Origin of the sequence: Mycobacterium sp. UM_11 (genome assembly GCF_001414075.1) — a bacterium.
Taxonomy (GTDB): Bacteria; Actinomycetota; Actinomycetes; order Mycobacteriales; family Mycobacteriaceae; genus Mycobacterium.
The window spans coordinates 34952-58848 of sequence record NZ_LATC01000016.1 but is presented as its reverse complement, the minus strand read 5'-3'; the positions used below and the strand labels follow the sequence as shown (position 1 = coordinate 58848).

The 23897-nt window shown below is 70.0% G+C and carries 20 protein-coding genes and 1 pseudogene; 12 read left to right on the top strand and 9 right to left on the bottom strand.

Going from position 1 to position 23897, the window contains the following annotated elements; genetic code table 11:
* Nucleotides 1-42: 42 nt before the first annotated feature.
* Nucleotides 43-687 carry a nucleotide exchange factor GrpE gene (gene grpE / locus WU80_RS06575; protein WP_055400483.1) on the bottom strand — a complete coding sequence of 215 codons (645 nt, stop codon included), beginning with the start codon at nt 685-687 and terminating at the stop codon, nt 43-45.
* On the bottom strand, nt 684-2546 hold the full coding sequence (gene dnaK / locus WU80_RS06570) for a molecular chaperone DnaK (protein ID WP_055400485.1): 1863 nt from the start codon (nt 2544-2546) through the stop codon (nt 684-686). Before dnaK ends, grpE begins: the two co-directional genes overlap by 4 nt.
* Before the next feature lie 272 nt (nt 2547-2818).
* On the opposite strand from dnaK, the gene WU80_RS06565 reads away from it, so the two are divergent.
* Nucleotides 2819-4264: an amino acid permease gene (locus WU80_RS06565; RefSeq protein ID WP_055400487.1), complete on the top strand. Its 1446-nt coding sequence runs from the start codon at nt 2819-2821 to the stop codon at nt 4262-4264.
* Here WU80_RS06565 and WU80_RS06560 read toward each other — a convergent pair.
* Complete coding sequence (locus WU80_RS06560; protein ID WP_055400489.1) at nt 4261-4809, bottom strand: NTP transferase domain-containing protein; 549 nt, start codon at nt 4807-4809, stop codon at nt 4261-4263. The two genes, WU80_RS06565 and WU80_RS06560, sit on opposite strands and share 4 nt — an antisense overlap.
* Nucleotides 4810-4861: 52 nt before the next feature.
* Between WU80_RS06560 and WU80_RS06555 the strand changes: the two genes are divergently transcribed.
* The 4 genes from WU80_RS06555 (at nt 4862) to WU80_RS06540 (ending at nt 9252) form a co-directional block, all read left to right on the top strand.
* Entirely contained in the window at nt 4862-7204 is a 2343-nt protein-coding gene (locus tag WU80_RS06555) for a xanthine dehydrogenase family protein molybdopterin-binding subunit (RefSeq protein ID WP_055400491.1), read from the top strand.
* The gene (locus WU80_RS06550) at nt 7201-8082 is read left to right on the top strand and encodes a xanthine dehydrogenase family protein subunit M (protein ID WP_055400494.1); all 882 of its coding nucleotides are present in this window, start codon (nt 7201-7203) and stop codon (nt 8080-8082) included. The genes WU80_RS06555 and WU80_RS06550 overlap by 4 nt, the downstream gene beginning before the upstream one ends.
* A complete protein-coding gene (locus WU80_RS06545; protein WP_055400496.1) occupies nt 8075-8560 on the top strand; it encodes a (2Fe-2S)-binding protein in 486 nt (161 codons plus the stop codon). The genes WU80_RS06550 and WU80_RS06545 overlap by 8 nt, the downstream gene beginning before the upstream one ends.
* Before the next feature lie 179 nt (nt 8561-8739).
* Nucleotides 8740-9252, top strand: coding sequence for a hypothetical protein (locus tag WU80_RS06540; protein WP_369808499.1), 513 nt, complete (start codon nt 8740-8742; stop codon nt 9250-9252).
* Nucleotides 9253-9271: 19 nt separating this feature from the next.
* Here WU80_RS06540 and WU80_RS06535 read toward each other — a convergent pair whose 3' ends face one another.
* A complete protein-coding gene (locus WU80_RS06535; RefSeq protein ID WP_197281116.1) occupies nt 9272-10096 on the bottom strand; it encodes a nickel-binding protein in 825 nt (274 codons plus the stop codon).
* Nucleotides 10097-10172: 76 nt separating this feature from the next.
* A complete protein-coding gene (locus WU80_RS06530) occupies nt 10173-10703 on the bottom strand; it encodes a DUF488 family protein (RefSeq protein WP_055400501.1) in 531 nt (176 codons plus the stop codon).
* A gap of 24 nt (nt 10704-10727) precedes the next feature.
* Between WU80_RS06530 and WU80_RS26630 the strand changes: the two are divergent.
* The 7 genes and pseudogenes from WU80_RS26630 to WU80_RS06500 all read left to right on the top strand — a co-directional run.
* Nucleotides 10728-11453, top strand: a pseudogene (locus tag WU80_RS26630) (BadF/BadG/BcrA/BcrD ATPase family protein); the annotation flags it as partial.
* Between the two features lie 84 nt (nt 11454-11537).
* On the top strand, nt 11538-12446 hold the full coding sequence (locus tag WU80_RS26625; protein ID WP_055400577.1) for an N-acetylmuramic acid 6-phosphate etherase: 909 nt from the start codon (nt 11538-11540) through the stop codon (nt 12444-12446).
* 59 nt (nt 12447-12505) lie between these two features.
* A complete protein-coding gene (locus WU80_RS06520) occupies nt 12506-13021 on the top strand; it encodes a hypothetical protein (RefSeq protein WP_055400503.1) in 516 nt (171 codons plus the stop codon).
* A gap of 48 nt (nt 13022-13069) precedes the next feature.
* On the top strand, nt 13070-14779 hold the full coding sequence (locus tag WU80_RS06515) for an Hsp70 family protein (RefSeq protein ID WP_055400505.1): 1710 nt from the start codon (nt 13070-13072) through the stop codon (nt 14777-14779).
* 138 nt (nt 14780-14917) lie between these two features.
* Nucleotides 14918-17788, top strand: a complete 2871-nt coding sequence (locus WU80_RS06510) for a heterodisulfide reductase-related iron-sulfur binding cluster (RefSeq protein ID WP_197281118.1) — start codon at nt 14918-14920, stop codon at nt 17786-17788.
* A gap of 32 nt (nt 17789-17820) precedes the next feature.
* Nucleotides 17821-19110 carry a pyridoxal phosphate-dependent aminotransferase gene (locus WU80_RS06505; RefSeq protein ID WP_055400509.1) on the top strand — a complete coding sequence of 430 codons (1290 nt, stop codon included), beginning with the start codon at nt 17821-17823 and terminating at the stop codon, nt 19108-19110.
* A gap of 35 nt (nt 19111-19145) precedes the next feature.
* The gene (locus WU80_RS06500) at nt 19146-20414 is read left to right on the top strand and encodes a YibE/F family protein (RefSeq protein ID WP_055400579.1); all 1269 of its coding nucleotides are present in this window, start codon (nt 19146-19148) and stop codon (nt 20412-20414) included.
* On the opposite strand, the gene rfbA is transcribed toward WU80_RS06500, so the two are convergent.
* The 4 genes from rfbA to WU80_RS06480 all read right to left on the bottom strand — a co-directional run bounded on the left by rfbA (nt 20356) and on the right by WU80_RS06480 (nt 23837).
* A complete protein-coding gene (rfbA, locus tag WU80_RS06495; protein ID WP_055400511.1) occupies nt 20356-21231 on the bottom strand; it encodes a glucose-1-phosphate thymidylyltransferase RfbA in 876 nt (291 codons plus the stop codon). The two genes, WU80_RS06500 and rfbA, sit on opposite strands and share 59 nt — an antisense overlap.
* A gap of 22 nt (nt 21232-21253) precedes the next feature.
* Nucleotides 21254-21622 carry a nuclear transport factor 2 family protein gene (locus tag WU80_RS06490; RefSeq protein ID WP_055400513.1) on the bottom strand — a complete coding sequence of 123 codons (369 nt, stop codon included), beginning with the start codon at nt 21620-21622 and terminating at the stop codon, nt 21254-21256.
* 36 nt (nt 21623-21658) lie between these two features.
* Entirely contained in the window at nt 21659-22414 is a 756-nt protein-coding gene (locus tag WU80_RS06485) for a maleylpyruvate isomerase family mycothiol-dependent enzyme (protein WP_055400515.1), read from the bottom strand.
* Between the two features lie 97 nt (nt 22415-22511).
* The gene (locus WU80_RS06480) at nt 22512-23837 is read right to left on the bottom strand and encodes a UDP-glucose/GDP-mannose dehydrogenase family protein (RefSeq protein WP_055400517.1); all 1326 of its coding nucleotides are present in this window, start codon (nt 23835-23837) and stop codon (nt 22512-22514) included.
* Nucleotides 23838-23897: the final 60 nt, after the last annotated feature.

The following is a 23897-nucleotide window of genomic DNA, read 5'->3' as shown; positions in this document are numbered from 1 at the left end:
ACCCCCTTCACCTTTGGAGTTCTGTTGTGCTGATTGTGTGGTCTATTCACCGGTAGCGCCGGGGTTATCGTCCGATTCGGCCGGCTCGCCGGCCGCGGAACCCTCGTCCGCGATCGTGTCGACGACGCCGACCAGAGCGTGCCGCAGGACCTGGTCGCCCAGCTTGTAGCCCTGCCGCATGACCGTGCCGATCACCGGCTTCGAGCCGTCGCCGCCATCGCCCTCGTGCTGCACGGCTTCGTGCAGCAGCGGGTCGAAGTCCTCGCCCTCCTCGCCGAACGCCACCAGACCGAGCCCGGTCAGGGCGCTGTCCAGCTTGTCGGCGACCGACTTCAGCGGGCCGGACTCCAGGTCGCCGTGCTGGCGCGCCCGCTCGAGATCGTCGAGCACGCCCAGCAATTGGGTCATGACGGCGGCCTTGGCCCGGTCCGCCGCGGCCTGCTGGTCGCGCAGCGCCCGCTTGCGGTAGTTGGCGAAGTCGGCCTGGACCCGCTGCAGGTCGCCCAGCAACTCGGCGGCCTTGCCGGCCTCCTCGGGTGATTCACCCGAGAAGTCGCCCGGCGCAGCCTCTCCCGGCCCCGCGTTGGGAGCCGAACCGGAAGAGGACTGCCGGACTTCACCGGTTTCGGGGTCGATCCGCCGCTTGTCGGTGACGGTCACCGGCTCGTGTGGGTTCGCCTCCGTCACTTGGCCTCCCGGTCGTCGTCGACCACCTCCGCGTCCACCACGTCGTCAGCCGAACCGGCCTGCGGGCCACCGGCGCCTTCGCCATCGGCACCGCCGGCCGCCTGGGTGGCCTCGTAGATGGCCTGGCCGAGCGCCTGGGACTCCTGGCCCAGCTTCTCCATCGCCGACTTGATCGCGGAGATGTCCGTGCCGGCCAGCGCCGACTTGGCCTCGGCGATCGCGCCGTCGACCTTGGACAGCGTCTCCTCCGGAACCTTCGACCCACCTTCGGCTTCGCGTTGGTCCTTGACGAACTTCTCCGTCTGGTAGACCAGCGATTCGGCCTGGTTGCGGATGTCGGCCTCCTCGCGACGCTGGCGGTCCTCCTCGGCGTGCGCCTCGGCGTCCTTGATCATCCGGTCGATCTCCTCCTTGGACAGGCCGGAGCCCTCCTGGATCTTGATCGTGTTCTCCTTGCCGGTGCCCTTGTCCTTGGCCGTGACGTGCACGATGCCGTTGGCGTCGATGTCGAAGGTGACCTCGATCTGGGGGACGCCGCGGGGGGCCGGCGGGATGCCGGTCAGCTCGAAGGAGCCGAGCAACTTGTTGTGCGAAGCGATTTCGCGCTCACCCTGGTAGACCTGGATCTGCACCGACGGCTGGTTGTCGTCGGCCGTGGTGAAGGTCTCCGACCGCTTGGTGGGGATCGTGGTGTTGCGCTCGATGAGCTTGGTCATCACGCCACCCTTGGTCTCGATGCCCAGGCTCAGCGGCGTAACGTCAAGCAGCAGAACATCTTTCACCTCGCCCTTGAGGACACCCGCCTGCAGGGCGGCGCCGACGGCCACCACCTCGTCGGGGTTGACGCCCTTGTTGGGCTCCTTGCCGCCGGTGAGTTCCTTGACCAGCTCGGTCACCGCGGGCATGCGGGTGGAACCGCCGACCAGCACGACGTGGTCGATGTCGGACACCGAGATGCCGGCGTCGGAGATCACCGACTTGAACGGCTGACGGGTGCGGTCCAGCAGATCCTGTGTGATGCGCTGGAATTCGGCGCGGGTCAGTTGCTCGTCGAGGAACAGCGGGTTCTTGTCCGCGTCGACGGTGATGTAGGGCAGGTTGATCGAGGTGCTCTGCGAACTCGACAGCTCGATCTTGGCCTTCTCGGCGGCCTCACGCAGTCGCTGCATGGCCATCTTGTCCTTGGTCAGGTCAATACCGCTGGTGCCCTTGAACTTGTCGACCAGCCACTCGACCACCCGGTCGTCCCAGTCGTCGCCACCGAGGTGGTTGTCACCGCTGGTGGCCCGGACCTCGACGACGCCCTCGCCGATCTCGAGCAGCGAGACGTCGAACGTGCCGCCGCCCAGGTCGAAGACGAGGATGGTCTGTTCCTTCTCGCCCTTGTCCAGTCCGTAGGCCAGCGCCGCGGCGGTGGGCTCGTTGACGATGCGCAGCACGTTCAGGCCGGCGATCTGGCCGGCCTCCTTGGTCGCCTGCCGCTGGGCGTCGTTGAAGTACGCCGGCACGGTGATCACGGCGTCGGTGATGTCCTCACCCAGGTACGCCTCCGCGTCGCGCTTCAGCTTCATCAGCACGCGGGCGCTGATCTCCTGCGCGGTGTATTTCTTGTCATCGATCTCGATGGACCAGTCGGTGCCCATGTGCCGCTTGACCGAACGGATGGTGCGGTCGACGTTGGTCACCGCCTGGTTCTTGGCGGGCTGACCGACGAGCACCTCGCCGTTGCGCGCGAAAGCGACGATGGACGGCGTCGTCCGCGAACCCTCGGAGTTGGCGACGACGACGGGGTCACCGCCCTCGAGGACTGCGACGACGGAGTTGGTGGTCCCGAGGTCGATACCGACCGCACGAGCCATAGTGATTCCTCCTGATTGAGTAGAGCTTCTTTGGTGCCACTATGCTGAGTGAACCCCGCTCAAGACTGCTCTCGGCCGCACCGTGGTGTCAACCCAGCATTGAGTCTGGTTCGCTCAACTTGTCGATCATGCTAACGGCGGGCGCGTCCGTCTTGTTCCCGGGGCCCCAAACCGATGTGCACCGACGGCTTCCGCCGTGCACACTCGGCGAGCGCCGCGCCGCATCGGTGAGTTAGCCTGAGCCTTTCCCCGAGCCGACACGGCAGGACTCAATGTCACACGACAGCGCCGACCAGCGGCTCACCCGCGAGGACGACGGCTATCAGAAGGCCCTCAACAACCGCCAGCTGCAGATGATCGGCCTGGGTGGGGCCATCGGGACCGGGCTTTTTCTCGGCGCCGGCGGCCGGCTGGCCTCGGCGGGGCCGGGGCTGTTCCTGGTCTACGCGCTGTGCGGCGTGTTCGTCTTCCTGATCCTGCGAGCGCTCGGCGAACTCGTGCTGCACCGCCCGTCATCGGGCTCCTTCGTGTCGTATGCCCGCGAATTCTTCGGCGAGAAGTTCGCCTTCGTCGCGGGCTGGATGTACTGCCTGAACTGGGCGATGACCGGCATCGTGGACACCACCGCGATCGCGCACTACTGCCACTACTGGCGGACGCTGGCCACCATCCCGCAGTGGACGCTGGCGCTGATCGCGCTGCTGGTGGTGCTGTCGATGAACCTCATCTCGGTCAAACTCTTCGGTGAGCTGGAGTTCTGGGCCTCGCTGATCAAGGTGCTGGCGCTGGTGACGTTCCTGGTGGTCGGCACGGTCTTTCTGGTCGGGCGCTTCAAGGTCGACGGCCACGACACCGGCGTATCGCTGTGGGACACCCACGGCGGCCTGCTGCCGAGCGGGCTGGTGCCCCTGGTCCTGGTCACCTCGGGCGTGGTGTTCGCCTACGCGGCGGTCGAGCTGGTCGGCATCGCGGCCGGGGAAACCGCGGATCCGCACCGGATCATGCCGCGCGCGATCAACTCGGTGGTGCTGCGCATCGCCGTCTTCTACATCGGCTCGACCGTGCTGCTGGCTTTGTTGCTGCCGCACACCGCCTACGAGAAACACGTCAGCCCGTTCGTGACGTTTTTTTCCAAGGCCGGCTTCGGCGGCGCGGGCACGATCATGAACCTGGTGGTGCTCACCGCCGCGCTGTCCAGCCTCAACGCCGGCCTGTATTCCACCGGCCGGATCCTGCGCTCCATGGCGATCAACGGCAGCGGCCCGAAGTTCACCGCGCCGATGTCGAAGAACGGCGTGCCCTACGGCGGGATCCTGCTCACCGCCGCCGTCGGCCTGCTGGGCATCGTGCTCAACGCCGTCAAGCCGAGCCAGGCGTTCGAGATCGTGCTGCACATCGCCGCGGTGGGGGTCGTGGTGGCCTGGGGGACGATCGTGGCGTGCCAGCTGCGGTTCTACTACCTGGCCCGCCGGGGCGCGGTGGAACGCCCGGGGTTCCGGATGCCGCTGGCGCCCTATAGCGGGTACCTGACGCTGGTCTTCCTGGCCGGCGTGCTGGTGGAGATGATGTTGGACAAGGTGCAGGGCCCGTGGATGATCGGCGCGGTCATCGTCGGTGTCCCCGCGTTCGTCGTCGGCTGGTTCGTGGTGCGCCATCGCGTGCGGGACCTCGCCAACAGACCCGACGGCCCGGCCGCCGATCCCCCGCTGGCCGCCTAGGGCTCGTCGACGTCGCGACCGCCGGCCAGATCCGCGCAGTCGACGGCCTCGACGTCGTGCCGGGTGCGCAGGTAGGCGCCGGCGCCGTGATCGCCGGAGATCCCCGCGAGCACCTCGGGCCAGTGCCGGCGCGCGATCACCACGGGGTGCCCCGGGCGGCTGTTGAAGTGGGCGCGCGCGAGGCCGCTGGGGGACGCGAGCGCGCGGTCGACGACCCGCGCCACCACCGCGGGACCGATGTCGGGCGTGTCGACGACGTGCAGCACCGCGTAGTCCGCGCGCATGCGGTCGGCCTGCCGTAGGCCCGTGCGCACCGATGCGCTCAGCCCGTCGCGCCAATGCGCCGCGGTGACCGCGATGACCCCGGGCGGGACGGCGACCTGGGCGGCGCCCAGCACCACGACCACGTCGGCACAGCCCCCGCCCCGCAGCGCGTCGACCGCGATGTCGAGCCAGCCGTCGACCAGCACCTTCGGCTTTCCGTAGCGGCGCCCGGCGCCGGCGGCGAGCAGCACGCCGACGGCTATCGACTGCGATAACGGCACTCTCCTATGATGGCATCGTGGTTCTCGTCAGGCGACAACCGGATGGAGCGCGATGACCGAACACGCGCAGGGGGCGACGACCACCGCCCCGGCCCCTCGTTACGCCGGCACCCGCGTTCAGCGGGTGGAGGACGGCCGGCTGCTGACCGGCCGCGGCAGCTTCGTCGACGACATCTCGCGGCCCGGCATGTTGCACGCCTGCTTCGTGCGCAGCCCGTTTGCCCGGGCGCGCATCAACGGCATCGACGCCTCGGCCGCGCTGGCGCTGCCCGGCGTGCGCGCGGTGTTCACCGCCGCCGACCTCAACCCGGAGGTGCGGGAGGCCTGGCACGCCGTCGCCGGCAAGGACGTCCCCGACACCCCGCGGCCGCCGCTGGCCGAGGGCGAGGCCAAGTTCGTCGGTGACCCGGTCGCGCTCGTCGTCGCCGAGAGCCGGTATGTCGCCGAGGACGCGCTGGAGCTCATCGACGTGGACTACGAGCCGCTGCCCGCGGTCACCGACTTCACCCGCGCGCAGACCTCCGAGGTGCTGGTCCACGACGCCTACCCGAACAACGTCGCGGGCGGCATGGGCGGGGCCCCACCGGACGAGGAGCTTTTCGCCAACGCGCCGTGCGTCGTCGCGGAGAACATCTACCAACAGATCTACGCCCCGGTGCCGATCGAGACCCGCGGCTTGGTCGTCGAATGGACCGCCGCCACCGGGGAATTCACGATGTGGGCGTCCACCCAGACCCCGCACGAGCTGCGGGCGTTCTGCGCCCGGCTGTTGGGCATTGCGGCGCAACGGGTTCGGGTGATCATGCGCGACACCGGCGGCGGCTTCGGCCAGAAGGTCGTCCCGATGCGCGAGGACATGTGCATCATGCTGGCCGCCCGCAAGGTGCCGGCGGCGCTGAAGTGGATCGAGGACCGGCGCGAGAACCTGATGTCGGCCGGGCAGGCGCGGCACGTCGACGGCACGGCGCGAATGGCTTTCGACGACGAGGGCAACATCGCGGCCGCCGACATCGACTTCGTCCAGGACATCGGCGCCTACCCGACGCCCTACCCGGTGCTGACGACGGCCGCCATCGGGATGTTCTTCCCGGGCCCCTACCGGGTGCCGAAGGCCAGCTTCAACTACAAGACCGTCTTCTCCAACACCAGCGGGCTGGCCGCCTACCGCGGCCCCTGGCAATACGAAACGCTGGCCCGCGAGATCCTGCTCGACGTCGCCGCCCGCAAGATGAACCTCGACCCCGTCGAGTTGCGCCGCCGCAACCTGTTGCGCCGCGACGAGATGCCGTACGTCAACCCCAACGGCATGCCGTACGACCACGTCGCCCCGATCGACACCTTCGAGCAGGCGGTGAAAATCCTTGACCACGAAGGCTTTCGGAAAGAGCAGGCCGAGGCGCTGGCGCAGGGCCGCTACCTGGGCCTGGGGTTCTCGGCCTACGTCGAGCCGACGGGCGCGGCGACGGGCCACCTGGCCACCGAAGGCGCCACCATCCGCATGGAGCCGACCGGGAAGATCAACGTCTACGTCAACGGCGGCTCCAGCGGTAACAGCATCGAGACCACGGTCGTGCAGCTGACCGCCGACGCGCTGGGGGCCGACATCGACGACGTGGCCACCATCCAGGGCGACACCGCGATCACCCCGTACGGCGCCGGGACCCAGGGCAGCCGCAGCGCGCCGATGACCGCGGGGGCGGTCAACGAGGCGGGGGCCATCCTGCGCGCGAAGATCGTGGCGCTGGCCGCGCACCACCTCAAGGTCGCCGAATCCGAAGTGGACCTGGCGTTTTCGGTGGCCAGCGTGCGCGGCGACCCGGACCGGTCGGTGTCGTTCGGCGAGCTGGCCTACGTGGCGTACTACTCGCCGCAGCAGCTGCCGCCGGGCATGTCGGCCAACCTGGAGGCGACCGCCCGGTTCAATTCCCCCAATCCCATCCACTGGTCCAACGCGACGCACGCCTGCACCTGCGAGGTGGACGTGGCGACCGGCAAGGTGACGCTGCTGCGCTACATCGTCAGCGAGGACGTCGGGCCCATGATCAACCCGGCGGTCGTGGAGGGGCAGATCGCCGGCGGCACGGTGCAGGGCATCGGCGGGGCGCTGATGGAGGACATGGTCTACGACGACGACGGCAACCCGCTCGCAACGACTTTCGTCGACTACCTGCTGCCGACCGCCACCGAGGTGCCGCCGATCGAATTCGGCCATGTCGAGATCCCCGGACCGGGCCCCGGCGGCTACAAGGGCGCCGGGGAGGGCGGGGCCATCGGCTCGACGCCGGCCGTCATCAACGCCGTCAACGACGCGCTCGCGCCGCTGGGCGTGACGGTCACCCGGCTGCCTGCCAGCCCGGCGTCGATCGCCGCCCTACTGGAAGCGGTGCAACGGTGAAGCCGGCCGCGTTCGAATACCACCGCCCCGACACCATCGAGGACGCCGTCGGCCTGCTGGCCGAATTGGGCGACGACGCAAAGATTTTGGCGGGCGGACAGAGCCTGGTGCCGATGCTGGCGATGCGGCTGGCATACTTCGACCACCTCATCGACATCTCCCGGCTGGCCGAGCTGCAGGGCATCGAGCGCAGGGGTGAAGAACTGTGGATCGGCGCGGGCACCACCGAGACCACCGTGGGCGCCGATGCGCAAGTGCGTCAAGACGTTCCGCTGCTGACCCGGGCGACGCCGTTCGTCGGGCACTTCCAGATCCGCAACCGCGGCACGCTCGGCGGGTCGATCGCCCACGCCGACGCCGCCGGTGAATACCCGGCGGTCGCGCTGACCCTGGATGCGGTGATGGAGGTCGCCTCGCCAGGCGGGCGGCGCGAGATCGCGGCCGCGGACTTCTTCGCCGGCGTATGGGAAACCACAATGAATGCCGACGAGATGCTGACAGGCGTGCGGTTCCCCGTGTGGACCGGCAGATGCGGGTTCGCCATCGAGGAATTCGCGCGCCGGCACGGCGATTTCGCGATCGCGGGCGCCCTGGTCGCCGCCCAGCTCGACGACGACGACCGGGTGTCACGCTGCGGGATCGGGCTGCTGGGCCTGGGATCCACGGTCCGGCGCGCGACCGCGGCCGAGGTCGCGGCCGTGGGCAGGCCGGCCGACGAGCTGGTCGACGACGAGATCGGCCAAGCCGCGATGAGCGGGCTCGACGACATCCCCAACGACCTGCAAGGGTCGGCGTCGTACCGGTCGAAGGTGGGCGCCACCATGGCCACACGCGCCTGGACACGCGCGATAGCCGAAGCGAGGGCAAGCGATGCCTGAACACCCAATCCAGTTGTCGGTCAACGGAACCGAGATCACCGCCGCGGTCGAGCCGCGGATGACGCTGGCCGACTTCCTGCGCGAGCGGTGCGGGCTGACCGGCACCCACCTGGGCTGCGAGCACGGGGCCTGCGGGGCGTGCACCGTGCTACTGGACGGCGCGGCCGTGCGCTCGTGCCTGATGTTCGCGGTGCAGGCCGACGGGACCGAGGTGACCACGGTCGAGGGCGTCGCGGCGCCGGACGGCACCTTGTCACCCGTGCAGTCGGCACTGCGGGAGTGCCACGGCCTGCAATGCGGCTTCTGCACGCCCGGTTTTGTCATGTCGCTGACCGCGCTCCTGCGCGACAATCCCGATCCCAGCGAGCATGAGATCCGCGAGGGGCTGTCCGGAAACTTCTGCCGGTGCACCGGTTACCAGGGCATCGTCGCCGCCGCCCGCCGGGCCGCCGAGACGCAAACGATCACGCGGCGGTAAAGCTTCACCATCGGGGTCGCATCGATAGGTGCGCGGTTGCACGGGATTTCGTCACGTCGCGCGTAATCTGGTTTCGCAATATTGCTGATAATCGGGAGTGGCGCGTGCGTTTCTCGCAAAGGGCACGGTGGAGTCTTGCCGGTGGGTCCCTGTTGGTCGCGCCGGTGCTGGTCAGTCCCATGCTGATCGACGCGTGTTCCTCCACGATCGCCGGCAGGCCGGTCGCAGCGCCGGGCGCCGGGCCGGTCGAACCGACCTACCCCACGCCACGGCCCACCGCGGCGCCGCCGACCGCGAGCCCGGCCCCCGGCCTCCCGACCACGCCGGCCAACCCGACCACACCGGCCGGCGCCATCCCGCTTCCGCCCGATCAGAACGGCTACGTGTTCATCGAAACCAAGTCGGGCACCACACGCTGCCAGATCAACAAGGAGACCGTCGGCTGCGAGGCGCCGTTCACCAACTCCCCCCTGCAGGACGGCGAGCACGCCAACGGCGTCAGCGTGAACTCCGCCGGCAAGGTGCAGTGGGTGCTGGGGAACCTGGGCGCCATCCCGACCGTCCAGATCGACTACAAGACCTACAACGCCGCGGGCTGGACCATCAGCGCCACCACCGACGGCACCCGGTTCACCAACGACCACACCGGCCACGGCATGTTCGTCAGCGTCGACAAGGTCAACACGTTCTGAATCCGCCGCTGCGGCGTTCCTAATTCGTCCACGCCACCGCGTGTGTCCGGACGGGCTGTTCGAATCCTTTGAGACTGACTTCGCCGAGATTTTGGAACGGGAGCATTTTGCCTTCGCAGAGTTCAGCGACGACATTGGAAACCAGGATTTCTTCGGGGCGCGCGTGGGCGCACAACCGGGCGGCGAGCTGAACGGTGCAACCAAACAGGTCATCATGATGTTCGACCGGTTCTCCGGCCGCAATGCCGACTCGCAATTGGAAAGCGTTCGCCTCGTTGTCTTCGCCATTCTTCTTGACCTGCTGTTGTATCCGAGTCGCGCATTTGACCGCAGCGACGGCGGATACGAATGACGCCATGATGCCGTCGCCCAAATGCTTGATTTCACGGCCGCCCATTTCGTCGAGCCCCCGCCGGACGATGGAATCGTGCACATCCAGCACCTTCATAGCGGCTTCGTCGCCCATTCTCCGCGTGAGTGACGTAGATCCGACAATGTCGGTAAACAGGATTGTTCGAATCGCGGGGTCTCGTGTACCCGCGCCGGCGCCCTGCAGCATGACGGCGCCGCTCGAATCCACTTCGCTGCCGCCCATGAACAGATCCGCAACGCCCGGCTCGACTTGGATGATTTTTTGCGCTGCCAGGCCATGCGCTTCACGATGGACCGCTTCCGCGGCTTCCGCGCTGGGTCCGTGACAAAGGCAAAAGACTTTCCCGGCTTTTTCGTTAACCCAGTACTTGTGATAGCTGACGCCGTACTTCTCCTGGACGACAAGGTCCTGAGCATGGGCCTTGGCCAATTCTTCCCGCGTGATGCCGCCCGCAAGTTCGTGAATGTCCATGTAGTACGGCATAAACAATCTTACGACGCTCTCGCCCCGCTGACCCATCCGCAGAGGCAACGCAGATGGGCGACGCTCAGCCGTCCCAGACCAGATGGCCGTCGGGGCGGCGGCGAGCACCGTCGGCGGGGCGGTGTGGGCGCAGGCGACCGTCCGGCATCAGGTGCCGCACCGGCACTGCGCGACCGAGTTCTGCCACGTCGGCGATCAACCGCCGGTGGCAGCGCCACCAGACGCTCTCGCTGCACATCACCGCGGTGGTGTGCCGGGCGGCGTCGGCCAGGACCTCGTCAAGCGCCGCGTCGAACTCCGGCGTGCGGGTGTACGCGGCGTACGCCCGGAATGCGGCCACCGTCCACCAGGTGTCCGGCTCCGGTTCTCCGGCCGCGACGTGGCGCCGCCCGCCCAGGCGGGGCTCCCACCGGTAGTCGATGCCGCGTTCGGGCAGCCAGCTTTCCAGGGCCTCCCGCCGCACGTCCGGATTCGTCCGACTGGCCGGATATCGCCGCACATCCACCACCAGCGCAACGCCGGCGCCGGTTAGCAACTCCGCCAGCCGCTCGCGGTCGGCCGTCCCGTGCCCCACGGTCAGCAACGCCCGCCCCACCAGACCAGTTTGCGCTCGGCAAGGATGGGTCCGGTGATCCTCGCCGTCGACTTGGGTAAAACCTCGTGCCGGGCTTCCCTCGGCCACCGGAGGGCCGAGGGGCCGGGCGCGCCGGGTCTCGCGGCGCCCGGCGGCGTGCGGGCGGCCCACGCGGCGATCCTGCGCGTGGCGCGCGAGCTTGGCCCGGCTGACGAGGTGATCGTGGGTGCCGCCGGGGCGCTGGCGGCGCCGGACGCGGCGCGCGCGCTGGGCGAGGCGCTGCTGGCCTCGCTGCGGCCGGAGCGCGTCGCGGTGACCAGCGACGCCGTGATCGCGCATGCGGGCGCACTGGCCGGCGAGCCGGGCGTCGTGCTGGTCGCGGGCACCGGCGTCGCCGCACTCGCGATCGACGCGGACGGCGCGCTGCGGACCGCCGACGGCTGGGGCCCCTGGCTGGGCGACGAGGGCGGCGGAGCGTGGATCGGCGCCGCCGGGTTGCGCGCGGCGCTGCGCGCCCACGACGGCCGCGGCGCCTCCACCGCGCTGCTCGACGCCGCCCGCGCCCGCTTCGGTCCGCCGGAGGGCTGGCCCGCGCAGTTCACCAGCGCCGCCGCGCTCGCCTCCTTCGCAGCCGACGTCCTCGCCGCCCACGGCGACGCCGCCGCGCGGGGGATCGTCGGCGCGGCGGCCGAGGCGCTAGCGACGACCGCTCGCGCGGCCGGGGCTGGCCCCGTCGCGATGGTCGGCGGCCTGGCCGGGTTCGAGACCCTGACCGAGCGGCTCGACCTCGTCCCGGCCGCCGGTGACCCGCTCGACGGGGCGCTGCGACTGTCGGCGATCCACGAGCCGCACCTGATCCGGTTACGGGCCGCACCGAAAACCGTTGCCGCGCAAGGACTCGACGCGCTCGCCACCGAAGCAGAGCGACCAGGCCTCGACGATCTCGACGCGCGCCCCGTCGCGGAGGTCGTCGCGCTGCTGGTGGCCGCCGAAGGCGAGGCGCACGCCGCGGTGGCGGCGGCGGTCCCGCGGATCGCCGCGGCGGCCGAGGCGATCGCCACGCGACTCGAACGCGGCGGCCGCCTGATCTACGCCGGCGCCGGGACGCCCGGGCGCCTCGGCGTGCTCGACGCGGCCGAGTGCGCGCCCACCTTCGGCACCGACCTCGTGCGCGGCGTGATCGCCGGCGGGCCGGCGGCCCTCACCGAGGCGATCGAGGGCGCGGAAGACGCCTTCACCCCCGCCGATCTCGCCGACCTGACGGCCGCCGACGCGCTCGTCGGGATCACCGCGTCGGGCCGCACGCCGTACGTGCTCGGGGCGCTCGCGCACGCGCGCGCCGCGGGCGCGCTGACGGTCGCGGTCGTCAACAACCCCGGCGGCGAGGCGTCGGCCGACGTGGTGATCGAACTGTTGACCGGCCCCGAGGTGTTGGCCGGCTCGACGCGGCTGACCGCGGGAACGGCTCAGAAGGTCACGCTCAACGCGCTCTCGACCAGCGTGATGATCGCGCTCGGCAAGGCCTACGGACCGCGGATGGTCGACGTGCGCCCGATCAGCGCGAAGCTGCGCCGCCGCGCGGTGCGCATCGTCCGCGACGCGGCCGGCGTCGACGAAGACAGCGCGGCCGAAGCGCTCGACGCCGCGGGAGGTCACGCCAAGACGGCGATCGTCGCGTTGCTCGCGGGCGTCGACGCGGCCGAGGCCGCCGCCCGGCTCGACCGGGCGCGGGGACGTGTGCGGGCCGCGCTCCAAGGCAACTGAGGCGCCGACGCGCGAGCAGCCTGAGGGGGTCCGCAGGTGGTGTCAGTACCATCGGTGCCGTGGCACGCAAAGGCCCACCCGACGACTTCCACGAACAAGCGACCCAGCATGCCGGCTACGGCATGGCTGAGCAGCCGACTTCCGGCGAACCCCCGGCCAACCCGCCCGACGGGTTCGAGCAACCGGAGGCTTTCGACGACGCCGAACCCACTCCGTGGTACCGCCGGCCACCGCTGCTCATCGCCTGGCTGGTGTTCGTCGCGATCCTGCTCGGCCTGATCGTCTACGGCATCAGCGAGCTGCTGAGCGGGGGTCAGGGCACCAGCCCCACCCCGAGCACCAGCCGCAGCAGCACGACGACCACCACCACCACCACGACCACGCCGACCACGACCGCCACGACGACCCCCAGCACCAGCAGCGCGGTCGAGGCGCCGGCGCAGCAGCCGACGCAACCGCCGGCGCAGCAACCCACGCAGGAGCCGACGCACCGGCATCATCTGCCCCCGCTGCCGCCGTCGATCACGATTCCGGGGGTGCCGACGGTCATCACGGTCCCGCCCGGCCTGCGCTGACCCCGCTATGTTGGGGAACACCGGGCGATCGGAAATGGGGTGCGGGGCATGAGCGAGTCGCTCGGGCTGTCGATCGGGGCGGCCAACCTGGTGGCGGCCCGCGCGGGGAACGCCCCGGTGGTGCGCAGCGCCGTGCTGACGCTTTTCGAGCACCGGCCGACCGAAGTCGGCCTGCCGGAAGAAAACCCGAACCTGACCGGAACCGGCATGGTGCTGCGCGGATTCGTCGAGCGCGTCGGGGACCGATCCCCCCTGGTGGCGCCCGACGGGACGAAGTACCTGGGCGAGGTGCTGACGGTCGAGGCGATCGAGGCCATGGCCCGCACCGCCGGCTACGGCACGCCGATCACCATCGCCGTCCCCGCGTATTGGTCCGACGCCCAGTTCACCGCGCTGCGCGAGGAGTTCTTCGCCCAGCCGGACCTGGCCCGCGGCGGGGTGGCCCCGGTGTTGGTGCCCGACGCCACCGCCGCGCTCGCTTCGTTGCGGGGCAGACCGGGATTCCCGACGGCCGGCGTCGTCGCCGTGTGCGATTTCGGCGCCAGCGGCACCAGCATCAGCCTGATGGACGCGGGCTCGAATTTCGCCCGCGTCGGCCCCACGGTGCGCTACACCGATTTCTCCGGGGACGCGATCGATCGGCTCGTTCTCGGCGGCCTGCAGGCTTCCGACGCCACCATGGCCGACCTGGGCAGCACCATGCGGATGGGGTCGCAGACGCGACTGCTCGGTGAGTGCCGGCGTGCCAAGGAGCAACTGTCGACGGCCGCGACGGCCGGCGTCGGCAGTGCGCAGCTGTCCCGCGCCGAACTGGAGCAACTGATCTCCGAGCCGCTGGACAGGTTCCTGGGCGCCCTCGACGAAGCGTTGCGCCGCAACGGGATTCCGCGGCCCCGGCTGGCCGCCGTGGCCAGCGTCGGCGGCGGGGCGAGCATCCCGCTGATCACCGCGCGGCTGTCGGAGCGCTTCGCGGTGCCGGTCCACACCGCACCGCACCCCGCGGTCAGCGCCGCCGTCGGGGCGGCGGCGCTCGGTGAGCAGCAGGGGCCGGCGGGCGCCCCGACCGCCGCGGGGGCCGTGGTGGAATCGCCGACGGAGATGGTCGGCACCGGCGGCATCGACATGACCCAGGCCGCGTGGGCCGCCCGGGCCACCGACGTCGACGGCGCCCTGGCCTGGTCCCAGGACGCCGACGGCGCGGACGAGCCGGTGCCCTACACCGGGCGCGACGCGACCGGCGAATACACCAATGCCGCAAGGGAGTTCGACGGTCCCGCCGGCGACCGCTACCCCGCCGAGCCGGGCGGCCTGCCGTGGTACAAGCGCACGGCGCTGGTGTTGACCGTCGCCGGCGCCGCGGCGGCGGTGCTGGTGGCCGTCCTGTTGGCGATCAACCTCGGGCTCACGAAGTACAGCCCGGCCAAGACCACCCCGCCGGGCGCACCGGCGCCCCCGCAAACGTCGCAAACCGTGACCATCACCGAGCCGAACGGCAGCACCACCGAGACGGTGCTCCCGCCGCCCCCGCCGCCGCCGCCGTCGTCGTCCGAGCCGCCGCCCGCCACCACGTCGACCACCACGACGACGACCCAGGCGCCGACCACCACCACCACGCAGGCGCCGACCACCACCACCGCCGCGCCGACCACCACGACCGCGGCGCCCACCACCACGCAGGCGCCGACCACCACCGCCGCGCCCCCGACGACGACCCGCTTCCGGCCGCTGCCGCCGATCTTCCAGCCGCCCCAGCCCTGACGGGGTGGCGCCGGTCACGGCGGGGCCGAGTTAGGGCAGCCTTTCTCGCGGCGAAAGCTGCGGAGATGCAACTATGAGCAGGGCTGAGCAGGCAAACAAAACGCAGGCTGAATCACTAATGCATTGGGGAGACCTTCTGTGACAACGCAGATGCTCATCAGACTGGTCGTGGGCATGGGCATGACGCTGGTCGTGGCCGCGCTCGCCGCACGGCGGGTCCTGTGGCTGTTCAAGCTGGTTACGTCCGGCAAGCCGGCTCCCGGCCACACCGACGACCCCGGCAGGCGAGTCTGGACGGAGATCGCCGAGGTCTTCGGGCAGCGCCGGCTGCTCAAATGGTCGATCCCCGGCCTGGCCCACTTCTTCACCATGTGGGGCTTCTTCATCCTGCTGACCGTCTACATCGAGGCCTACGGCCTGCTGTTCCAGGACAACTTCCACATCCCGATCATCGGGCGCTGGGACGCGCTGGGTTTCCTGCAGGACTTCTTCGCCACCGCCGTCTTCCTCGGCATCACCACCTTCGCCATCATCCGGCTGCTGCGCAGCCCGAAGGAGATCGGCCGCTCGTCGCGGTTCTACGGCTCCCACACCGGCGGCGCCTGGCTGGTGCTGTTCATGATCTTCAACGTCATCTGGACCTACGTGCTGGTCCGCGGGTCGGCGGTGAACAACGGCACCCTGCCCTATGGCAAGGGCGCCTTCCTGTCGCAACTGTTCGGCGCGATCCTGCGCCCGCTGGGTCAGCCCGCCAACGAGATCATCGAGACGACCGCGCTGCTGCTGCACATCGCGGTGATGCTGGCGTTCCTGATCATCGTGCTGCACTCCAAGCACCTGCACATCTTCACGGCGCCCATCAACGTCATCTTCAAGCGGCTGCCCGACGCGCTGGGCCCGCTGCTGCCGATCGAGGCCGACGGCAAGCCGATCGACTTCGAAAACCCGCCGGATGACGCCGAATTCGGCCGCGGCAAGGTCGAGGACTTCAGCTGGAAGGCGATGCTGGACTTCGCCACCTGCACCGAGTGCGGGCGCTGCCAGTCGCAGTGTCCGGCCTGGAACACCGGCAAGCCCCTGTCGCCCAAGCTCGTCATCATGGACCTGCGCGACCACTGGATGGCCAAGGCGCCCTACATCCTCGGTGACAAGGAGTCGCCCGCCGAGAACACCCCGGAGGGTGGGCTCGGCGAGGAGCTGGCGGGCGAGAAGCACGCCGAGGCGCACCACGTCCCCGAGTCCGGCTTCGGTCGCGTGATGGGCTCCGGCCCGGAGCAGGCCACCCGCCCGCTGGTCGGCACCGAGGAGCAGGGGGGCGTCATCGACCCCGACGTGCTGTGGTCCTGCGTGACCTGCGGCGCGTGCGTCGAGCAGTGCCCGGTGGACATCGAGCACGTCGACCACATCGTCGACATGCGCCGCTACCAGGTGATGATGGAGTCGGAGTTCCCGTCCGAGCTGTCGGTGCTGTTCAAGAACCTGGAGACCAAGGCCAACCCGTGGGGGCAGAACGCCTCCGACCGGACCAACTGGATCGACGAGGTGGACTTCGACGTCCCCGTCTACGGCGAGGACGTCGACAGCTTCGACGGCTTCGAGTACCTGTTCTGGGTGGGCTGCGCCGGCGCCTACGACGACAAGGCGAAGAAGACCACCAAGGCCGTCGCCGAGCTGCTGGCCATCGCCGGCGTGAAGTACCTGGTGCTGGGCACCGGCGAGACCTGCAACGGCGACTCCGCGCGCCGCTCCGGCAACGAGTTCCTCTTCCAGCAGCTGGCCCAGCAGGCCGTCGAGACGCTGGACGGGGTGTTCGAGGGCGTGGAGACCGTCGACCGCAAGATCGTCGTCACCTGCCCGCACTGCTTCAACACCCTGGGCCGCGAATACCGGCAGCTGGGCGCGAACTACTCCGTGCTGCACCACACCCAGCTGCTCAACCGGCTGATCCGGGACAACAAGCTGGTCCCGGTGTCCCCGGTCTCGCAGGACATCACCTACCACGACCCGTGCTACCTGGGCCGGCACAACAAGGTGTACGAGGCGCCGCGTGAGCTGATCGGCGCCGCCGGAGCCACGCTCACCGAGATGCCGCGGCACGCCGAGCGCAGCTTCTGCTGCGGCGCGGGCGGCGCGCGGATGTGGATGGAAGAGCACATCGGCAAGCGCATCAACCACGAGCGCGTGGACGAGGCGCTGGCCACCGGCGCGTCGACGATCGCCACCGGCTGCCCGTTCTGCCGGGTAATGGTCACCGACGGCGTGAACGACCGCTCCGAAGAGGCCGGCCGGACCGGGGTCGAGGTGCTCGACGTCGCCCAGGTGCTGCTCGGGTCGCTCGAGTACGACAAGGCGACGCTGCCGGAGAAGGGCACCGCCGCCAAGGAAGCCGAAAAGCGCGCGGCCGCGGCGCCCAAGGCGACCGCGACCGTGGAGGCACCGGCGAAGGAAGCCGAGGAAGCGCCCGCCGAGGCGGCCCCGAAGTCCGAGGCGGCGGCAGCGCCGGCCGCGCCCGTCAAGGGGCTCGGCATCGCCGGCGGCGCCAAGAGGCCGGGCGCCAAGAAGGCCGCACCCGCCCAGGCCGAGGCCAAGGCGGAGGCGCCCGCGGGGGCGTCCGCGCCGGCCGCGCCCGTCAAGGGGTTGGGCATCGCCGGCGGCGCCAAGCGCCCCGGCGCGAAGAAGGCCGCACCGGCCGCCGAGACACCCAAGGCCGAGGCTCCGCAGGCCGAGGAAGCCAAGGCCGAAAAGGCGCCCGCGGCGCCGGTCAAGGGCCTGGGCATCGCCGCCGGCGCCAAGCGCCCCGGCGCCAAGAAGGCCGCACCGGCCGCCGAGGCACCCAAGGCCGAAGCACCCAAAGCCGAGGCACCCAAGGCCGAGGCTCCCAAGGCCGAGCCCGAGGAGGCACCCAAGGCCGAGCCGGCACAGCAGACCGACGGTGACGACGCGCCGTCGGGCCCGCCGGTGAAGGGGCTGGGTATCGCCCGGGGTGCGCGGCCGCCCGGCAAGCGCTGACCTGGGATTTTGCCGCTTGACCGCAAATTTCGGTGGACAGTGGTGGCACCATTAAAGACGTGACCACCCACCAGCTGCCCCTGCACGCCTCCGCTCATCACCGGCAGCGGGTCTTCGCGCAGTCGTCCAAGCTGCAGGACGTCCTGTACGAGATCCGCGGCCCGGTGCACGCGCAGGCCGCGCGGCTGGAGGCCGAAGGCCACCGCATCCTCAAGCTCAACATCGGCAACCCGGCGCCGTTCGGCTTCGAGGCGCCCGACGTGATCATGCGGGACATGATCCAGGCGCTGCCCTACGCGCAGGGCTACTCCGATTCGCAGGGCATCCTGCCGGCGCGCCGCGCGGTGGTCACCCGCTACGAATTGGTCGAGGACTTCCCCCGGTTCGACGTCGACGACGTGTACCTCGGCAACGGGTGCTCCGAGCTGATCACGATGACGCTGCAGGCCCTGCTCGACAACGGCGACGAGGTGTTGATCCCGTCGCCCGACTACCCGCTGTGGACGGCGTCGACGTCGCTGGCCGGCGGCACGCCCGTGCACTACCTGTGCGACGAGACGCAGGCGTGGCAGCCCGACATCGCCGACCTGGAATCCAAGATCACCGACCGCACCAAGGCGCTGGTCATCATCAACCCCAACAACCCGACCGGCGCCGTGTACAGCCGCGAGGTCCTCACCCAGATGGTGGAACTGGCGCGCAAGCACGAACTGCTGCTGCTCGCCGACGAGATCTACGACAAGATCCTCTACGACGACGCCCAGCACATCAACGTGGCCTCGCTCGCGCACGACCTGCTGTGTCTCACCTTCAACGGCCTGTCCAAGGCTTACCGGGTCGCGGGCTACCGCGCCGGCTGGCTGGCGATCACCGGGCCCAAGGACCACGCCGAGAGCTTCATCGAGGGCATCAACCTGCTGGCCAACATGCGGCTGTGCCCCAATGTGCCGGCCCAGCACGGAATCCAGGTCGCCCTCGGCGGCCATCAGAGCATCGAGGACCTGGTGCTGCCGGGCGGCCGGCTGCTCGAGCAGCGCGACGTCGCGTGGCAGAAGCTGAACGAGATTCCCGGGGTGTCGTGCGTCAAGCCCGAGGGTGCGCTGTACGCCTTCCCGCGGCTCGACCCCGAGGTCTACGACATCGCCGACGACGAACAGCTCGTCCTCGACCTGCTGCTGCAGGAGAAGATCCTGGTCACCCAGGGCACCGGATTCAATTGGCCGGCACCGGATCACCTGCGCATCGTGACGTTGCCGTGGGCGCGTGACCTGGCCGCGGCGATCGAGCGGCTGGGCAACTTCCTGGTGAGCTATCGCCAGTAAGCGTCTTGGCAGCCGGCGCCTCTACGGTGGACCGGGTGACCCATTCGCACTCCCACTCGCACCACCCGTCCGGCCCTGCCCCGGTCGATCCGCTGCCCGCGAGGATCGTCGTCGGGCTGCTGGTGGCCATCGGCGTCGCCGTGCTGGCCGGGGCGATCCTGCTGTGGCCCAGCCGGCAGCATGTCGACATCCCGATGCCGTTCCAGAACGCGGCCGGCGGCGCCGTGAGCACACAGGCCGGGCACGTGCTCTCCAGCGGCGGGGGTGACTGCGGCAGCCCGTCGGTCGGTCAGGTGCTCACCACCGCGCCGCAGCCGGCGCCCCCGGGGGCGGGCCGCTGCGTGCTGACCCAGGTGGCGATCGATTCCGGCCCCAACGCCGGGGCGAACACGCTGCTGGAGTCCTCCCCCGGTCCGGGTCAGCCGAAATTCGCTGTGGGAGATCACGTTCGGCTGGTGCGGCAGGTCGACGATCAGGGTGCCACCAGCTACGCGTTCTACGACTTCGAACGCGGCTGGTCCCTGGTCGCCCTGGCCGTCGCGTTCGCGGTGGTGGTGGTCGCCGTGGCGCGCCGGCGGGGGCTGCTCGCGCTGGTGGGCATCGTGGTCGCGTTCGTGGTGCTGGTCGCGTTCCTGCTGCCGGCCCTGCGCGACGGCGCGCCCGCGGTTCCGGTCGCCCTGGTGGCCGCGGCGGCGATCCTCTACGCCGTCATCTACCTGGCCCACGGCGTCAGCCTGCGGACCAGCGCCGCACTGCTGGGAACCCTGACGTCGCTGCTGCTGGCTGCTGGATTATCTTGGGCGGCAATACAACTGGCCCACTTGACCGGCCTGTCCGACGACCAGAACGCCACCGTCAGCGCCTACCTGGGCAACGTGTCGATCAGCGGGCTGCTGCTCGCCGGTTTCATCATCGGGTCATTGGGCGTGCTCAACGACGTGACCGTGACGCAGGCGTCCACGGTCTTCGAGCTCGCCCACCTCGGCGGCTCGCGGCGCGCGATCTTCTTGGGCGCCATTCGAGTTGGCCGCGATCACATCGCCAGCACGGTCTACACGCTGGTGCTGGCCTACGCCGGCAGCTCCCTGCCGCTGCTGCTGCTGTTCAGCGTGGCCAACCGCTCGCTGACCGACGTGTTGACCAGCGAGAGCGTGGCCATCGAGATCGCCCGCTCGGCGGTGGGCGGCATCGCGCTGGCGCTGTCGGTTCCGCTGACGACGGCGATCGCCGCGGCGCTGGCCAAACCTACTGAAATCGGCTCCGCTCCAACAACTCCAGCAGGTAGCCACCGTAGCCGGACTTGAGCAGCGTCTGCGCGCGCTCGGCCAGCTGATCGTCGGTGATCCAGCCGCGGCGCCACGCCACCTCCTCGGGGACGCTGACCTTCAGCCCCTGCCGTCGTTCCAGCGTGCGGACGAAGTCGCTGGCGTCCAACAGCGAGTCGAACGTTCCGGTGTCCAGCCAGGCCGTGCCGCGGGCCATCACCTCGACCGAGAGCCGGCCGCGGCTGAGATAGATCTGGTTCACCTCGGTGATCTCGTATTCACCGCGCGCCGATTTCTTCAGACCCTTGGCGATCTCGATCACGTCGTTGTCGTAGAAATACAGTCCCGGCACCGCGTAATTCGATTTCGGCGTCTGGGGTTTCTCCTCCAGCGACAGCGCGGTGCCGTCGTCGCTGAATTCGACGACGCCGTACGCCGAGGGGTTGGCCACCCAATAGGCGAAAACCGCTCCGCCGCTGATGGATTGGAACCGGCTCAGGCTGGTTCCCAATCTCGGCCCGTAGAAGATGTTGTCCCCCAACACCAACGCCACCGAGTCGTTGCCGATGTGGTCGGACCCCAGCACGAAGGCCTGGGCCAGGCCGTCGGGCCGTTCCTGCGTCACGTAGGTGATGTTGATGCCGAATTGCGAGCCGTCGCCCAGCAGCCGCTGGAAGCCCGCCGCGTCGTGCGGGGTGGTGATCACCAGGATGTCTTGGATCCCGGCCATCATCAGCGTGGACAGCGGGTAGTAGACCATCGGCTTGTCGTACACCGGCAGCAACTGCTTGCTGATGCCCACGGTGATCGGGTGCAGCCGGGTGCCCGAGCCGCCGGCCAAGATGATCCCGCGCATGAGTCGCTCCCCTGGTTCGCGCCTAGTTGACGAGGTCGGATTCGGTGAGTTCGGTGGCCGCCAGCGCCGACGCCAAATCCTGGTGCCGGAACACGGACGTGACGTGGTCGTGCACCACCCGGAACGCCAACGCGGCGGCGGTGGCCGCGGCGGGGTCGGCGGGTTTTTGCTCGGCGACCACGACACCGTCGTGCACGTACATCCGGCCGAGTTCCGTGGCCGCCACCCGCTGCGAGGCGGCCCATTTGCGCAGCGCCTCGTGGCCCTGCGCGGCGCCGTGCGGGTCGGCCAGGTCGATGTCGTCGCTGGACAGCGCCGCCAGGGTTTCCAGGTCGGAAGCGTTCAGCGCGTCGTGCCACGCCAGGACGGTGGCGATCTCCGAAGTGGTCATGGACTGCAAGTTACCGTGTGCGCTCGGCCGCCGTGGTCAGAGCGGGGTGCGGTCCAGCCAGTCCTGCCAGACGGCCTCGTCGCCGAACAGCGCAATGCCGGTGTCGGCGAGCGGGACCCGGCGCAGGATGGCCAGCAGCAGCTCGGTCGCCCCGCCCCGCAGCGCCGCCGTCCCCTTGCCGTGCTCGTGTGACCAGGTGATCCGGCCCGCGTCGACGCCGATCGTCCATTCACCGGCCTCGCCGAGGCCGGGGTCGGTGGCGTGCAGGTGCAGGGTGTTGCCGCCCTCGAGCGGCAGGGGCGAACCGTCGGACCCGGCCCGGATCGCGACCCGCTCGAGCCATTCGGTGATCCCGTCGGCGGCCACCTCGGCGGCCAGCGTGAATTCGGCTCCCGTCGCGATCGCCGCGTCGGCACGGTGCACGGCGACCTCGTGGAGGCGCCGGCGGACCCACCAGTTCGCCGGGCGCGCCCCGAGAAACGTCCACACCGGTGTTTCCGCACCGGTCAGCTCGACGGCATCGACCAGCCGCTGCGCGCCGCCGTGCAGCCAGGAGATCGCGTCGGCCGGGTCGGGTGGCGGCTTGCCGCCCTCGACGGAGCGCGGGTCGAGGAACTCTTCGAGCCGGTCGCGCACGATCTGCGCCGCCCAGCGGTCGCCGCGGCCGACGTGCCGCAGGAGCTGGTCGAGGCTCCAGCCCGGGCAGGTCGGCACGGGCGTCGATCGGTCGACATCGCGGAAAAGCTCCGAGAATGCGCGGTTCTCGTCCAGGAATACACCGGCGTAGTCCACGCGGGTCAGGCTACGCCCCCGTCTCGCGCCGACCGTCACGCTGGCGTGGCGTTCGCGGCCCGGGGTCACGCTGGCGTGACGCTCGGGGCACGGGGGCTCAGGGCCGTGGCGCGCCCAGCCGGAACACCCGCCAGCCCGCCTGCGTCCAGCGGGCGGCGTCGAGGCAGTTGCGCCCGTCGACGATCACCCGGGCCCGCACGCGGTCGGCCAGGTCGTCGGGGTCGAGGTCGACGAATTGCCGCCACTCGGTGAGCACCAGCACCGCGTCGGCGCGCTCGCAGGCCTCCTCGACCGAGACCGCGTAGTTCAGCGTCGGGAACAGCCGCTGTGCGTTGTCCAGCGCCTTGGGGTCGTAGACGTTGACCGCGGCGCCGTTGAGCTGGAGCTGGCCCGCCACGTTGAGCGCGGGCGAGTCGCGGACGTCGTCGGATTCGGGCTTGAACGCCGCGCCGAGCACGGCGATGTTGGCGCCCAGCAGCGAACCGCCGCACGCGGCGCTGGCGAGCTCCACCATGCGGGTGCGCCGGCGCATGTTGATGCTGTCGACCTCGCGCAGGAAGGTCAGCGCCTGATTGGCCCCCAGTTCGCCGGCGCGGGCCATGAAGGCGCGGATGTCCTTGGGCAGGCAGCCGCCGCCGAAACCCAAACCGGCGTTGAGGAATTGGCGGCCGATCCGTGGGTCGTAGCCGAGCGCGTCGGCCAGTACGCTGACGTCGGCGCCGGCGGCCTCGCACACCTCGGAGATGGCGTTTATGAACGAGATCTTGGTCGCCAGAAATGCATTGGCGGAAACCTTGACCAGCTCCGCGGTCTGCAGGTCGGTCACCAGGAAGGGCACGCCCTCGGCCAGCAGCGGGCCGTACAGTTCACGGATCGCCGCCTCGGCCCGGGTCGAATCCTGTTGCACGCCAAGGACTATGCGATCCGGGTGCAGGGTGTCGTGCACCGCGTAGCCCTCGCGCAAGAACTCAGGGTTCCAGGCGATCTCGACGTCGACGTCGCGCGGCGCCAGGGCCGCCGCCCGCTGGTTCAACTCGGTCGCGGTGCCCACCGGAACCGTCGACTTGCCCACCAGCACAGCCGATTTCGTCAGTCGGGGCACCAGCGCGTCGATCACGGCGTAGACGTGCCGCAGGTCGGCGCCGTACTCGCCCTTCTTCTGCGGCGTGCCGACCCCGAGGAAGTGCACGTCGGCGAAATCGGCGGCGACGTCGTAGTCGGTGGTGAACCGCAGCCGCCCCGCGGCCAGGTTCTCCTGCAGCAGCTTGCGCAGGCCGGGCTCGTAGAAGGGAATATCACCGCCGGCGAGCTTGGCGACCTTCCCGGGGTCGATATCGACCCCGACGACCTCGTGTCCCAGTTCCGCCATTCCGACGGCGTGGGTGGCACCCAGGTAGCCGGTGCCGAATACGGTGCAGCGCATACATCCGGTGTAGGTCGCCGCGATGAGCTAACTGCATCGCCCCGCTAAGCGGGAGGCAAA